The sequence below is a fragment of the Roseospira marina genome (assembly GCF_014197855.1).
Lineage (GTDB): Bacteria > Pseudomonadota > Alphaproteobacteria > Rhodospirillales > Rhodospirillaceae > Rhodospira > Rhodospira marina.
Genome location: NZ_JACIGJ010000017.1, coordinates 1 through 14,172, shown reverse-complemented (window position 1 = coordinate 14,172; position 14,172 = coordinate 1). Strand labels below are relative to the sequence as shown.

At 57.0% G+C, this 14,172-nt stretch carries 10 protein-coding genes and 3 pseudogenes; 4 read left to right on the top strand and 9 right to left on the bottom strand.

The genetic code is table 11. The features are described 5' to 3' along the window. The first annotated feature begins 35 nt into the window (after positions 1–35). Complete coding sequence (locus GGD82_RS17220; RefSeq protein WP_184013310.1) at positions 36–173, top strand: hypothetical protein; 138 nt, start codon at positions 36–38, stop codon at positions 171–173. Positions 174–249: 76 nt separating this feature from the next. Here the strand turns inward: GGD82_RS17220 and GGD82_RS17215 are convergent, their stop codons facing one another. From GGD82_RS17215 to GGD82_RS17205, 3 genes and pseudogenes are all read right to left on the bottom strand, one after another. Beyond that, on the bottom strand, positions 250–966 hold the full coding sequence (locus GGD82_RS17215; protein ID WP_170284425.1) for a TetR family transcriptional regulator: 717 nt from the start codon (positions 964–966) through the stop codon (positions 250–252). After that, positions 963–1,466, bottom strand: coding sequence for a hypothetical protein (locus tag GGD82_RS17210; protein WP_150063642.1), 504 nt, complete (start codon positions 1,464–1,466; stop codon positions 963–965). The genes GGD82_RS17215 and GGD82_RS17210 overlap by 4 nt, the downstream gene beginning before the upstream one ends. Before the next feature lie 143 nt (positions 1,467–1,609). Beyond that, positions 1,610–1,768 (bottom strand): annotated as a pseudogene (locus GGD82_RS17205) (transposase); the annotation flags it as partial. A 31-nt stretch (positions 1,769–1,799) separates the two neighbouring features. On the opposite strand from GGD82_RS17205, the gene GGD82_RS21635 reads away from it, so the two are divergent. Together GGD82_RS21635 and GGD82_RS17195 are read left to right on the top strand one after the other, a co-directional pair. Then, positions 1,800–2,075: a group II intron maturase-specific domain-containing protein gene (locus GGD82_RS21635; protein WP_150063643.1), complete on the top strand. Its 276-nt coding sequence runs from the start codon at positions 1,800–1,802 to the stop codon at positions 2,073–2,075. Positions 2,076–2,166: 91 nt separating this feature from the next. After that, entirely contained in the window at positions 2,167–3,354 is a 1,188-nt protein-coding gene (locus GGD82_RS17195; protein ID WP_150063653.1) for an IS256 family transposase, read from the top strand. A gap of 136 nt (positions 3,355–3,490) precedes the next feature. Here the strand turns inward: GGD82_RS17195 and car are convergent. The 4 genes and pseudogenes from car to GGD82_RS21215 form a co-directional block, all read right to left on the bottom strand. Further along, positions 3,491–6,850: pseudogene (gene car, locus GGD82_RS21720) on the bottom strand (carboxylic acid reductase). A 168-nt stretch (positions 6,851–7,018) separates the two neighbouring features. Continuing rightward, the gene (locus tag GGD82_RS17185; protein WP_150063644.1) at positions 7,019–8,509 is read right to left on the bottom strand and encodes an MFS transporter; all 1,491 of its coding nucleotides are present in this window, start codon (positions 8,507–8,509) and stop codon (positions 7,019–7,021) included. Positions 8,510–8,537: 28 nt separating this feature from the next. Next, the gene (locus GGD82_RS17180) at positions 8,538–10,541 is read right to left on the bottom strand and encodes an anthranilate synthase family protein (protein WP_150063645.1); all 2,004 of its coding nucleotides are present in this window, start codon (positions 10,539–10,541) and stop codon (positions 8,538–8,540) included. Continuing rightward, positions 10,538–10,951, bottom strand: a complete 414-nt coding sequence (locus GGD82_RS21215) for an isochorismatase family protein (RefSeq protein WP_281292761.1) — start codon at positions 10,949–10,951, stop codon at positions 10,538–10,540. The genes GGD82_RS17180 and GGD82_RS21215 overlap by 4 nt, the downstream gene beginning before the upstream one ends. A 916-nt stretch (positions 10,952–11,867) precedes the next feature. Between GGD82_RS21215 and GGD82_RS17170 the strand changes: the two genes are divergently transcribed. Beyond that, on the top strand, positions 11,868–12,632 hold the full coding sequence (locus GGD82_RS17170) for an IS5 family transposase (RefSeq protein ID WP_246163988.1): 765 nt from the start codon (positions 11,868–11,870) through the stop codon (positions 12,630–12,632). Positions 12,633–12,634: 2 nt separating this feature from the next. Here GGD82_RS17170 and GGD82_RS17165 read toward each other — a convergent pair whose 3' ends face one another. Together GGD82_RS17165 and GGD82_RS21210 are read right to left on the bottom strand one after the other, a co-directional pair. Next, on the bottom strand, positions 12,635–13,504 hold the full coding sequence (locus tag GGD82_RS17165) for an NAD-dependent epimerase/dehydratase family protein (protein WP_150063646.1): 870 nt from the start codon (positions 13,502–13,504) through the stop codon (positions 12,635–12,637). Positions 13,505–13,508: 4 nt separating this feature from the next. Further along, positions 13,509–13,936, bottom strand: a pseudogene (locus GGD82_RS21210) (integrase core domain-containing protein); the annotation flags it as partial. Between the last annotated feature and the right edge of the window lie 236 nt (positions 13,937–14,172).

Here is a 14,172-nt window from a genome sequence, read left to right as displayed (position 1 = left end):
GGGCGGATCGGCCGCGCATGGGAGGCGCGCCGCACATGCGGCGCGATGTCGGCCGTCAGGACCGACACGCCGTGCCGTCCGATATACCCGATACGACGGCCGTGGTCAGCCAGACGCGGCCGTCATCGTTCAGCCGGGTGTTGCACGGTATCTGGATGATGCAAACGCTCTAAACTATTGACTCTTACGCAAATCGTCGTCGCAATCCGTTCCAGATTGCTCGGGATTTACTGTAGACAAACACGGGTCTCACTGGACGGACGGACGACCGCGAGATCGTCGGTGTCGTCCGGCGTCGCGACGACGAGCGTCCGTTGCCTCGTCCAAGGATTCCACGTTTCCGTCCGCCGATCCAAGCTCACGCTCAATTGTATCAAATACGTTGTCTAGAATTTTGAAATAAGGAATCCCGCGCGACTGTGGTTCCCGCCAGACATCATATGCCGCGCTTGATGCAAATTCAAAAACCCCGGCTAACAATAGTGGCCTCAGGTCAGAAGAAGCGTCGATTTCGAGGCGTTGGGCTATAACAGAAATCAGTTGGCATTTTCGAGAATCGGACTGCTCAAGACATTTGGCGCGAATGATGGGATGAGTGCGGATAAGAGAACGAAGTGTACGGAATCGATCGCCATCGACCCCGTAGAACCCCTCCTCACAACCCCTCGTAACGCTGACGATTGCGCGCCTGAGAGCCGTCATAATGTGTTCATGGCGGGGCCTCTCCTTTAAAGCAGAGATTATCTCATCATACTCTACTGAGTAATATTCTAGCACAACCTCCTCTTTTGAGGAGAAATAACGAAAAAAAGTTCTTGATGATACATCAACTTTCTCTGTTATGTCCTCAACGCGAGTTTCATCAAAACCTCTTTCTGCAAATAAGGCAAATGCGGCTTCGATGAGGGCGCACCTCAGCTCTGCTTTTTTTCTCTCTCTACGGCCAAGCTCGCCGGTTTCTTTCACGGCATTCGCTCCTTTATTTTTATCGGTGCGGGGAATTGAACAACGTCAGCAAAATCAGTGGACTTCCTAGCCTTGGCTGGCGTGTCGGGCCAAGTGGCAGCGGTGGTCTCGCCGACCGTAATCCGGGCTTCTTTCTCTTCGTCGTTATGTGTGCGCGGGGCGGCGACCAGGGTTGCATCCACGATCTGGCCGGACATCGGGAGAACTCCGGTTTCCGTGACGGCCTGTTCTAACCGGGCGACCAGATCGCCGACCAGATCTTCCGTTTCTTCCAGGGACAGCCCATGCATCGCCTGCCAGACTCGCATCCGAATTGTGAGGAGCGGATCAACGGCGCGACGTCTGCTTTTGGCCGGATTGCCGCGCCCCAAAGCGCGCTGCGGTGTCGGGCGAAGGAGTTCGCACTGCACCGTTCGGGCCGGCTTCTCCAAGGCGTCGCCCTGCTTGGAGATCGGCTGAAAGCGATTCTGCAGGGCCCAGAACGCCGGTTGGCCCATCATGCCACCGCTCCTGATCGCCTGACGCTGACGAGTATGGGATCACGCCGTAACGCTTCTGTCACCCAGTTTCAGGAGGTATCCACCGCCCGAAAGGACCGCCTCGAAGAACGGAGCCGGCCGGCTAAATTTGGACAGGGCGCTAAGGGGATCTCCTCCCAGGGGGACCCCGTCCGAAACCGCCAGAGGATGCCGTTCAGCACCCGGCGATCATCGACACGAGGAACGCCGCGCGGTTTGTTGGGAAGCAACGGCTGGATAATTGACCATTCGTGGTCGGTGAGTTCTGAGCGTCGGCGCGTCATTCAAGGCTCCCTCGTTCGGAAGCCTTGAATCATGCCAGGCCGAAAGCGCCAAGCCGATTTACGAGTTTACGCCCTAGGCTACACGTTCCGGCCCAGATTGGCGCACAACCGCCACGGCGGGCGCTTCGTCGCATTCATCCCCGCGGTCAGTCCAAAGGCGGCCAAGAGGATGCGGCTCAGCGTGCGCCGCTGGCGATTGCATCGCAGGAATGATCTTGATCTGGCGGAAATCGCCGCATGGGTCCGCCCTGTCCTTATGGGCTGGGTGGGCTACTACGGTCGATTTTATCCCTCGAAACTTCGATAACGTACGGTTTATTTCGCACTTTCGGATTGGGCGGCTCCTTCTATCCTGACGGAAGGAGCTTGGAATGGACGATCAGAAGGGCGCGACGCCGATGGGCCAGGTGATCCAGATCGATGAGGGGCGGAACCGCGACCATCTGGGCGAGAGGGTCCGCGGTACGGTGGAAGAGGCCTTGAATGCGGTGCTGGACGCGGAGGCGGATCGCCTGTGCGGGGCAGCGCGCTACGAGCGGTCGGAGGGCCGGCGGGACACGCGGGCGGGCAGCTATGAACGGGCGCTTCACACGAAGGCCGGCGAGGTGACGCTGAAGGTGCCGAAGCTGCGGCGCCAGACGTTCGAGACGGCGATCGTCGAGCGCTACCGGCGCCGGGAAAGCTCGGTGGAAGAAGCCTTGATCGAGATGTACCTGGCCGGCGTCTCGGTTCGGCGGGTGGAAGACATCACCGAAGCGCTGTGGGGCACCCGGGTCTCGCCGTCGACAGTGTCCAGTCTGAACAAGAAGATCTACGCGAAGATCGAGGACTGGCGTCACCGGCCGATTGAGGGCGAGCATCCGTACCTGTATCTGGATGGGATCGTGATGAAGCGGACCTGGGCCAGGGAGGTTCGCAACGTCTCGCTGCTGATGGCCAGCGCAGTGAATGCCGAGGGGTACCGGGAGATTCTGGGCATCTGGGAGGGCGCCAAGGAGGACAAATCCGGTTGGAGCGCCTTCCTGCGCCACCTCGTCGACCGCGGCCTGTCGGGCGTTCAGCTGATCATCTCGGATGCCTGCCGGGGGTTGGTGGAGAGCGTGGCGGACTTCCTGCCGGACGCCCAGTGGCAACGGTGCATGGTGCACTTCTATCGCAATGTCTTCAGCCACGTGCCGGCCACGAAGGTGCGCGAGATCGCCCACATGCTGAAGGCGATCCATGCCCAGGAAAACCGGGAGGCGGCCCAGGAGAAGGCCGATGCTGTCGAAGCGGAGCTGCGCCGTCAGAAGCTGACCCGAGCGGCGGAGTTGGTGGCGGAGCACATCGGTGAGACGCTGACCTACTACGCCTTCCCGGATGTCCACTGGTCCAAGATCCGGACCAACAACCCGCTGGAACGGATCATGAAGGAGATCCGCCGCCGCACCCGGGTGGTGGGCGCCTTCCCCGATGGCCAGAGCTGCCTCAACCTGGCTGCGGCCCGGCTGCGGCACATCGCCGGATCGCAGTGGTCGGCCCGGCGCTACATGAATATGGCGCCGCTCCACGCGATGCGGGCCTCATCATCCGGAGCCGTCGCGTGACCAAATGTGCGAAAGATCCTGGACGGTACCAACCGACCCGGTCAGTACAAAAATCGACTGGACACGATCTTGGATAATAATCGGCCGCCCCACTGAATAGAACCCCAGCACCTCCGGTCGGTGGAGCTGATCCGGCTCACATATGCATACGCTCAGCTTCGCAGGATGCCAGTCGCGAATCTCTTTTTTCGTGTGGCGGTATGAGGCCAAGCGTTTCGAGATCACGGGCATATTTGGCAATTAATGACGGTGAAATGTGCGGAATGCACTCCAAGCGAATGCCAGCGCTTTGGACGGCCTGCTCGAATCGCGTTGCCGAGATCAACGACCCGGATATCGGGGTCAGCGGTCTTTCGTATGCATGCAACAACGGGAGTGTCGAACTTTTTTGATCCTTCTCTGGCAGTGACTGTAGAGCCCCCTCGAATTCGTCACGCCACGCCACATAATCGCGGACCCGCCGGATCCGATACCCAAATTCGTCCAGCCAGTCGACCACCGTATCAAGCGAAATGCCGTCGTCGTGTGGATTGACAAGATTATAGGTACGATAGCCTTCGTGATGGCCAAGCCCGAGAGTGATGATGGCATCCGCTGTGGAATCTACGGGCAGCCCGTCGTAATGTGCTGTCAAACACGACATTATAGCATTCGTGTTATAAAAGCTCACGGGCGCTAGTCTCGTAAGAATGATGCTGACGAGCAAGCGCGTAAATGCGTCCGGGACATTAAGCTGACCAATATACCGGCGGTGAGCAAGAATCATACTTGATCTGAATACTGTCACGGGGAGGCTGTATTTTTCATTTGCCTCCCGCAGCAATATCTCGCCGGCCCATTTGCTCGTCGCATAGCCAGTTGCGTAATTGCCATCAATGGCTATGCTCGGAAGAGACACGCGGATGTCGCTATCCTCATCGAGAGCGTTCCTGCTTTCGGTCGGGCTCGCCACCGCAATGCTTGATATGAAGACAAACTCCTTCAGACGCGCGGTCAACGCCAGCTTGATTAATTCCGTCGTGCCGAGCACGTTTGCCTCGAAAATCTGGCTGTAAGAAAAAACATGATTGACCAGAGCGCCAGCGTGGACGATCGCATCCACCTCGCCGGACAATCGCTCCCACGTATCATGATCGAGACCAAACTGCGGAAGTGCGATGTCCCCTGCTATAACCTCCAGACGCCGGGCAGACAGATTACGAAACTCATGATCCAACTTCGGATCATGCTGCCCAAACACGCCGGCAAGCCGCTCGTATGCGGAGGCGTTGTCTTTTCCACGAACAATGCAAACAAGCTTTCCACCACACTCTTCGAGATCTGCAAGAAGTGCGAGACAGAGGAAACGGCCAAGAAAGCCGCTAGCGCCTGTGAGGAGCACGGTACGCGACGCCCCGCCTGGGCGAGGTAGGGTGCTGGCTTGCGCCAATAGGTTCGGGCTAACGAATTTGTCGAGCTTCAATTGGCTTGCGTGGAAGGCGGTTGCTCCCACACCATGAATGGATGCTACCGTGGGACGGTCAATCACGGCACCCTGTTTGTGTTCGATGTAATCAGCAAGGCTCTGGACATCTGATCCCCGACTAATGATCATATCGACCGGTATCCGCGTGTCGAATACGTCCTCAAGCACGGTCGATAGCTGGACGGCCGACAATGAATCGCCACCGAGATCCCGGAATTGGTCGGACGGCTTCACATCAATGTCGGAACTGCCGATAATAGTTCGAACCGCCATTTTGACGGTTTCCATCACGGTTTGCCCGTTTCGATTATGGTAAATGCCCTGCATCTTTTCGATCTCGCGGGAGGCGAGTGCTTCATACAGTCGGTCAAGCTCGGTGGTGTAGCGCTGTCGAAGCTTGGGCCACATCGGCTTGCCGTGATCCGATAATAGACCGTTATTCTGACTAAAAAATTCCCACTCGATTATGAAGTCTCGTGGGACTTCGTAGGGTTTGAGTTGTTCTTTTTTCTTTATATCCCGAAAGGATTCGGAAATAAGGCGTTTGAGCTCATGTTCCATATCGACGAATTGATCGCGGATATGCGCTGCCGGCACGATCACAGCCAATAGGCTCGACCACTCGCTTCGTGCGTAAATGAAGATTTGGCGGATAAGCGGGCTCGCTGCGAAGAGAGTTTCCAGTTTAGCCGTTGCAACGAACTCGCCCTGAGAAAGTTTTATCACGTTCTTGCGTCGATCTATAAAGTGTAATTCGTTCTCACCGGTTTCAGTGACGATGTCCCCAGTTCGATAAAACCCGTCGGAGTCACACAAAATCTCTGATAGGTCGGGCCTTTTGTAATAGCCGGGTATGATGGACGCGGTCTTAAGAAGCAATTCACCTCGCGGGTATGGTTTATCCGTTTTGTGATAGCCGAGTTCTGGGACATCAATAAGCGTATACTCGAGGACGGGCGGCTTTAACAATTTGTTATCAATCCATATTGCGCCAGCCTCGGTGGACCCGTAGACGTTATGAAGTTCAGTGCCAAGAAGGTCTTCAGTGAATTCCTTGAGCTTTGCCGAAAGTGGGGCCGAACTGCAACTCGCCCATCGCACGCGGCCCCCAAGAACGTCCGTTCGCAGTTCGCTTAGAATGTCCGCTCGAAGTGTGCTTTCGTTGCCAACCAGGAAAGGACGTCGCTTGGCAAGCTCGCTATGGTATCGCTGATAGAGCATCTCACAGACGCGCGGGACCAGAGATAATTCCGTCGGTTTTGCTAAGCGCATATCCTCTAAAAGACTCGATAGATTGCTGCGCGCCGTGAAATAGCACGTCCCTCCTCGGGCCAAGGTGTTCTTCAGGGAGGAGTGTCCCGCGACATGGCTCATCGGCTGGTAGTGAATACTGATGGCGCGCTCATCAGAAAAGATCTGCGACCATGATCCCCCTCACATTCCGGCCGCTAGACTTTCGATGTACATCGCTCCCTTTGGAGAGCCGGTGCTGCCGAAAGTGTAGATTAGCATCGCGAGGGGGTCGTGCGTTTCGTCTTCCGAAGGCCAGTCCGCTTCCGCCAAACCGGCTCCCCTTTCCAGAGCGTCCACGAGCGAAGTTAACGACGGGCCTGCGTTTCTATCGAGAACATCTCTGGTGGCCTCGACCATCTCGCGGTGATCATCCACTTGAGAGTGGAAATCGAACAGCACCATGCGCCGGACCGACGGTGCCCCAAGCGCCAGGGGCGTCGCTCGTTCAAGATACTCTGGGCTCACCGCCAGGATCACCGGCTCCGTTTCGGCCAGAATGGCAGCGAGTTCCGCATCAGATGACGTTGTTTGAAGTGGGATCGTGACCGCCCCCAAGCGGATACAGGCCAGATCAAGGGCCGCATAGTCGCCGCTGGCAAAAGCCAGGAAGGCGACTTTGTCTCTAGCGTGCACCGGATGGTCTTCATTTTGTGCGAACTCCGCAGCGATGATGTTCGCTCGCCTCCAGAGCTCCCGATATGTCGTCGCGGTGTACGAGTGCTCGTAATCGAGCGCCATTCGCGACGTTACGGGATCGCGAACGAGGCGTGTGCGCCGCTCTGCGATCGCCGGGCGGTCCGCAAACTTGGACATAACCTCTTCGACTGTTCGAGCGAGACGCATTAACGTCATCCTGCCTAGGGGTGGCACCAAAAGTCCTTGATGGTACAGGTCGTCGATCGAGATTTATTCAGGAAGTTTTCGGGGGAGCCATCGAACGGCGATCAGACCGACGAACAACATGATCACGGCGGCAATACCCATCGCTATATGAAACCCGAAGACAAAAGCTTCGTTTGCGCGGATAATCCCGTCGGCAGCAATGTCCGGGGTGTCTAAGGTTTCGTTTAGGGTCCCGGCAAGTCCCGGGCCGTACAGGCGGAAGACGAGCGCAGCGACTGACCCGAGAAGGGAGATGCCGAACGCATTGCCAAGCTCGTTGCTCGTTTCGGCGATCGCGCCGGCTGCGCCCGCTCGCTCGACCGGGACGGCCGATACGGCAACGTCCGCGACGAGACTGAACGATATACCGTACCCAACACCAGCAATGATTGTTGATACGACCACCAATGTGACGCCCGTGTCAACATCGGTAAACAAAAGAAGACCTACGCCAATCGCAATCAGCAAGTAAACTGCAATTAATCCAACTCTCTTTCCGATGCGCTCGATGATATACGGCGTGAGAATGCAGGTTCCGGTAATGACCACGGCGCCCGGGAGCATTAGCAGTGCCGTTGCAAAGACCGTGTATCCCAAGACCGATTGAAGATAGACGCTGGTCATATATCCGGCAGCAGACCACACAACAAGAGACAGAAATCCCGCCAGAATGGAGATCGTAAATACCCGATCCCCAAACAGGCGGAGATCGACCAGAGGGTCTTCAATGGCGCGCTGACGTCGAATGAACCACACGACGGCTGCAATGCCCACGACACCATACAGAAGTTGCTCCTGGGTGAGTCCGAACGCTGCCGCACGTTTTACAGAATATGTAAACAGAAGAATGCCGACAAATGACAGGAACAGACTGAGAAGGTCGATCCGCCCGTAATGGCTGGATCGTACTTCTTTTAAAGTGATGGGCGCCACGGCCAGAAATCCGATGACAATTGGTGCGTTTATTAGGAAAACGCTACCCCACCAATCGGTGATCTGCAAAAGGAAACCGCCGAGCACCGGCCCGATCGCGAAACCCATAGCGAAAGTCGCCGCAAATATGCCGATCGCTTGCGCGCGTTTCCGGGAGTCAGGGAAGAGTGCCGCAACAATGGCCAAACCGGAAGGAAGCAGGGTCGCCCCACCCACCCCCATCAGCAGGCGACACGCGATGAGGCTCTCTGGATTGGTCGAAAAGGCGGCTCCCGTCGATCCGACACCGAATAGGAGAGCGCCGGCCATGATGAGCTTTAGACGGCCGAAGCGATCACCGATATTGCCGAATGCAATCAACAGGGAACCGACCACGAAGCCGTAAATATCAAGAATCCACAGCGCCTGGTCGGCCGTAGGCGTGATGGCCGATGTCACGCGAGGCATCGCAATAAAAAGGATCGAGCCGTCCATTGACACGAGGAGAACGGGGCCAAGAATGGTTAGAAGTCCAAGCCAGGCACGCCGTTTTATCGCGTCCTCGGTGGAGCGGCTCACTACGAGCGTGGAGCTGTTAGCCATAAGTGCGTATCCTTTGCATTCCGGTGCATCAGGGCTCGACGGCCAAGTCTAGGCGTGGGTGAGCGGTGCGCAGATAGGATCGCGCGCGAACAACGTCCTGGAGATAGTGACTGAGGATCTGATCGCCCGCGCGGGAAAGCACTGACTCGGTATGGAACTGGAAAGAAACAAAAAATTCTGAACGTAGCGCAAATACTTCATTTGTTTCAATGTCGCGGCAGATATCGACGTTATAGCCGTCCTTCGAGGTAATATTACTAACCGAGGATGTGGCGCTGAATGAATTGTAGAAACCAACGAATTCCTGTTTTCCGAAAAGGCTGATCTGACACTGCCTCCCCTGATTAGGCCGGTGGCGCCGAGACAAATCGAGCCCGAGTTTTCGCGAAAGAACCTGATGGCTCAAGCATACGGCAATAAAGGGGCGTTGCTCCGATAGTACGGTGTCAATAACGCGTTCGAGTGCGGCAATTTTATTGTCACTCGCGTCCAGAGGGTTTCCAGGGCCAGGCCCCATTACGATGACATCGAACAAATTTAGGTCGAATGGCTCGTCGTGCCGTCGGACAACAGCCGAAAGGCCAAGGGACTCCAACTGGTGGCGTATCATCGACGTAAAGGTGTCTTCAGCGTCCACGATCAGCACGCTCAGCGCCAGAAGACCCTTTTGTGGACGAATGCGGTGCCGCCAATCCTCAAGCCAGAACCGAGAGAGGTTTGTGTTACGTCCGGCGAGTGCGCTGCAGACCCTCGCGTCTTGCCCGAGTTCCTTGAACGTCACGGCGATTCCGTTGCGTGGGTTCGGAAGTTCGCCCTGATCCGCTCCGCTGGTCTTCAACGCCAGCAACAAGCCTGATGCCTTGGCCTTCGTCTCGGCGGCTTCCGAAAGCGGGTCCGAATCCCGCACCAGGGTCGCCCCGACACTCACGCGAAGGTTGCCTGTGGAGCTGATGTCGGCCGTCCTTATAAGAATGGAAGAATCTAGTTCATGGTTTCCATCACTGTCACGGCCAATTAAGGCGATTATGCCACTATAATATAGTCGTCCGTCAGGCTCATATTTTTTGATGATTCGACAAGCGCTTTCGAGCGGGCTTCCGGTTACTGTGGGAGCGAGCAGAGTTTCTTTCAGTATTTCACTGGGTCGCAGGGTGCATTCACCCTTAATATGGTATTCTGTGTGGGCAAGTCGCGACATAAACTTAATAGTAGGCCCATAAATGGTCCCGCCCGTTGCGCAGATGCGGGCCATCATTTTAAGTTCTTCGTCAACGACCATATAAAGTTCGTTCGTTTCTTTTCTATCGGCTAAAAACGAAATCAAGCCGTCTAGGGTTGGCCCGGACGGGGGATATCGATACGTGCCACTGATTGGGTTCATCGTGGCAATCCCACGGGAAAGACTGACATGCCGCTCTGGCGAAGCCCCGACGAACACCCGGTCGCCCGTGTGGACGATGAACGTCCAGTAGGCTCCGGTTTCGTGCAGCATGAGACGGCGGAATAAAGTTAAAGCTTTGAGATTGTCGAACCCGGCAATGTTAGCCAAACATGACCGCTTAAGGACGAAATTCGCACCTGCGCCGCCGCCGATCTCGTCCTGAATAATAGTGCGAGCTCGTTCTGAGTATGTGTTATCGTCAAGATCATACCATTCTCCGCTAAGCTCGATGTGTTCTTGTGGAAGCCTGCGGATGAGTTCGTCGGATGAAATTAAGGCCGATTTTGTAATGCTGAGTGCAATAAGATCTGCGCCGTCATCGACGTAGTCGTAGCCTCGCTCGCGGATCTGACGAAAAGGTAACAGAGCGAGCACACCATGCTCGGGATAAGGGGATCTCCAGGAGGCCGTTGTAGGCTCGAGATCGGCAAGTGTATTTAATACGGCAGCGGTTCCGATAAGAAAGTCGGTCAGCTGTCCGCCGTTGTGCCTCGAGTGGCGGCGAATAAGCGCGTAGGGAGGCGGTGTATTGGAGAACACAGCTTCGAGCATTTCCGGCGGAGTATTTGAACACGGCGCTGTGATGCTCATACGAAGACCCTCTCAGAAGTTGTGACGAACGCACAGCGTTGAGCTGCATAAGAGAGAGCTGTGTAATGGAAATGCTCGGTAAAGTCGGCTGTGGCATCGGCTATGAAAAATGGCTGTATGTCGTTTGAAAAGGCATCGACTGCTGTCGCAATGACGCCAACGTGCGCATAGACACCTGTTAATATGATTTGATCTCGCTGACTTAATCGTATTCTTTCGAGCAAATCAGAGTTAAAAAATGCACTATATCGCCATTTTGTGAGACGCCAGTCATTTGAGCCGGGGTTAAGATCGTCCACAATATTGCGATCCTCGGGATTAATGGCCATGCCTGGGCCCCAGAAATCCCTGAGCAAACCGCGCTGGTGAGTGTCCATTCCACCTGGTTGAGCGGAGTAAGCAACAGGTATTCAAAGCTCGTTACTTTTTTGTCGAATTTTAGCGATGTTCTGAATAAGAGAGGCGCGCATTTGGCGGGCGAAGAAACGTGTAAAATACCGTTGCATATCATGAATTAATAATACGGCTCGACTTTTGTCGACCCTCCACTGTGCAGTATTTCGTGGAAGATTGGTTTGAGAGGGGAGGGGGTAAGATATCTGCGAAGGAATGGCATTCATGGCACCCTCGCTAAAAAAAACGTAGGGAGTTCAGTGGAGAACTGTTCCGGCCTGGCGCGAATTGTAGCGATAAGGCCGGACCGGCAATGCCAACGATAACGGGATTACTGGTAGTGTTGTGCGTCCGGGGAGGGGGCTGGGTAAAAGCGCGTGCCTGTGCCGCTTTGCGGATGGCCCCCCTCTAACTCGGCCGATAAAATGACATGGACTGACAAAAGCGGTCAACAGAAAAGTGTCGGTAGCGGCTGATTTTGGAGGGCTGAGTCGTCCATTGGATGGCGCGTTTGGTCTGCATGTGCGCGAGGTGCCTTGTGCCAAACACGAGTGGACTCGCCAAAACGCATTATATACGGGTTGTTATGTGTAAAAGGTACGATATATAGGGCTCATGCGATCAACACAGTCTTGGTCGGGCAAGACCGGGCCGACCCAGCCACGGTCGTGGAGGTGTCTCGATCGGAGCAAGGCCGCGTGCGCTGACCGCGTCGTAGGCCGCAGACTCAGTAGAGCGTGCTTAAGATGAGTGTGAATAGCCGGCAGCTTTGAAGTCGTTGGCACATTTGGTGGGCAGAAAGACATCGAGGTGTACAGAGAGGGTAATCACCTGACAGTGCCGCCCTGGGTTGGGGTTAGGGCGTAAACTCATAAATCGGCTTGGCGCTTTCGGCCTGGCATGATTCAAGGCTTCCGAACGAGAGAGCCTTGAATGACGCGCCGACGCTCAGAACTCACCGACCACGAATGGTCAATTATCCAGCCGTTGCTTCCCAACAAACCGCGCGGCGTTCCTCGTGTCGATGATCGCCGGGTGCTGAACGGCATCCTCTGGCGGTTTCGGACGGGGTCCCCCTGGGCGGAGATCCCGGAGCGTTATGGCCCGCCGACGACCTGCTACAATCGCTTCGTCCGTTGGAGGAAGGCCGGTGTCTGGGATCGGCTTCTCGAAGCGGTTTCCGAGGCTTACGACGGCGACATCGTCATGATCGATTCCACCTGTGTTCGTGTTCATCAGCACGCGGCCACGGGAAAAAGGGGGAGGGAGACGATGGCGGCATGGGACGTTCCCGTGGCGGGCTCACGAGCAAAATCCACGCGCATCGTCGATGCCGAAGGACGCCCCGTCTCCCTCCGCCTGACCGGCGGTCAGGTCGCCGACTGCACGGAGACCGAGGCGTTGATCGACGGCCTTGGCGAAGGCGACATCCTGCTGGCCGATAAGGGCTACGACAGCAACGCCATCCGGGCGAAAGCCGATGAGCGGAAGGCGTGGGCCAACATTCCTCCGAAGGCCAATCGGAAGGGCTCTTTCGTCTTCTGCCGCTGGGTCTATCGGCAGCGCAACCTCGTGGAGCGGTTTTTCAATCGGATCAAACAGTTCCGAGGCATCGCAACCCGCTACGACAAGCGACCCGACAATTTCCTCGCCGCTCTCAAGTTCGTCTCGGTACGCCTGTGGTGCCAGAGCTTATGAGTCTACGGCCTAAGCCATCGCGCGACAATGCTCTGCGCGCCGAAGCGTGGTCGCCAGGCCCATCGCCCCTGGGCGAGACGGCTGTCGTAAACCCTGTCGATTGTGGCAGGGAGGCGCCAGGCAAGAGCGTCGAAGTTCCGGGCCAAGGTGGGGCACCGGTTGCGGATGAGCTTGTCCGCCTCGCAGCCAAGAGCTGCGCAATCCGCATGGTGGAATGGTGTAGAACAGCTCACGATTAGCGGCTCCGGTTCCTGGGCCACGAACCGGGCGGCGCGCAAATGCGCCATGGCAGCGTCGCGGGGATCGATACCCCGCGATAGCCGGTGGATCGCCATGATGTCTGGCGCTTCCTTGAAACAACGACCAAGGCGCAGGATTGATGCCGACAGCGACGCTCCGCATTCCGATCTGACAAGATTCTCCGCCGCCATCTTTGTCTCGTGATAGATGCTCCGTGGGTAGGGAGCAGTCGTGTCATCTATCCAGCGCGCCGGTTGCCCCGGCTGCGCGCCGCCGCCGAGCAGGGCCGTGGTGCTGGTAAACACGAGGGAGGGGACCCCAACCTGCCGCATGGCGCGCAGAACGGTTGCGGTCCCCTCGACGTTGATGTCACGGAACTCCGCGTCCGGCTGGACGCCGACATGGGGCGCGTGCAGCCCGGCGCAATGGATTACGCAATCCGCGCCGTCGAACAGCGAGGCAAGACGCTGCAGATCGCGAATGTCGGCAGTCACCGCGTTCGGCGCCGGAACTCGATCGCAGGAGACGACATGCGCACCGGCCCGTCGGGCGGCCGTGGCGATTGTTTTGCCAAGCCGCCCGCTGCCGCCGGTCACGATGATCCGTTGGGGTTGCCGGGTCATTCCAGACATGCTTTCAGCTCTTCCCGAAGCCAGTCGAAGAACCGCTGCACCGGCTTCGATCTCGCGTACTGCGCGCGCTCGACGAACCAGTAGGCAGAGCCGGTACGAAATCGTCCCGGCAGGGCGCGCCTCCGTTCACCCTGCGGCCCTGGTGGGGCCGTTTCTCGTTTAGTGGGCGAGATAAGTCTGCAGGGCGATTTGCATCTCGTCCACGGTCTCGAACCAGGTCCTGCGGCCCTCAACGCGGAAGTGCTTGTCGAGCAGGGTGCGGTGGAGGCGCTCGACGATGTCGTGGGACTGGGGCCGGGAGACCTGGGTGCGTTTGTGCTTGATGCCTTCGAGTTGGAGGAACAACTCGTAGGGGTGTCGGTCCGGTCGGCCGCAGAATTCCCGACCATTGTCGCTGAGCACGGCGTCGATGCGGGCGCCGTGGGCCTCGAACCCGGATGCGTCAGCGGTTTTTTGGCGGATCAGGGTTTTGTAAGCGATAAAAGGGGGATATCGCGGATTTTGAGCGGCCCATTTTTTTGGTTCATGACGGAATTCCGGGGAAGGCGTCGCGGATTTTGAGGAAGAAGTAGGCGTCATCGCGTCGCTGCCCGGCCCCTCGCGGGGCATGTCGTGGTGCAGGGTGAAAAATGCGTCCCAGTCAATGGTGTCGTCGGCCACGGTGGGGG

Coding starts and splice junctions, on each gene's coding strand:
- GGD82_RS17165 (WP_150063646.1), bottom strand. CDS start 13,504: ATGTCTGGAATGACCCGGCAACCCCAACGGATCATCGTGACCGGCGGC.
- GGD82_RS17180 (WP_150063645.1), bottom strand. CDS start 10,541: ATGAGCATCACAGCGCCGTGTTCAAATACTCCGCCGGAAATGCTCGAA.
- GGD82_RS17195 (WP_150063653.1), top strand. CDS start 2,167: ATGGGCCAGGTGATCCAGATCGATGAGGGGCGGAACCGCGACCATCTG.
- GGD82_RS17210 (WP_150063642.1), bottom strand. CDS start 1,466: ATGATGGGCCAACCGGCGTTCTGGGCCCTGCAGAATCGCTTTCAGCCG.
- GGD82_RS21635 (WP_150063643.1), top strand. CDS start 1,800: ATGCCAGGCCGAAAGCGCCAAGCCGATTTACGAGTTTACGCCCTAGGC.
- GGD82_RS17185 (WP_150063644.1), bottom strand. CDS start 8,509: ATGGCTAACAGCTCCACGCTCGTAGTGAGCCGCTCCACCGAGGACGCG.
- GGD82_RS17220 (WP_184013310.1), top strand. CDS start 36: ATGCGGCGCGATGTCGGCCGTCAGGACCGACACGCCGTGCCGTCCGAT.
- GGD82_RS17170 (WP_246163988.1), top strand. CDS start 11,868: ATGACGCGCCGACGCTCAGAACTCACCGACCACGAATGGTCAATTATC.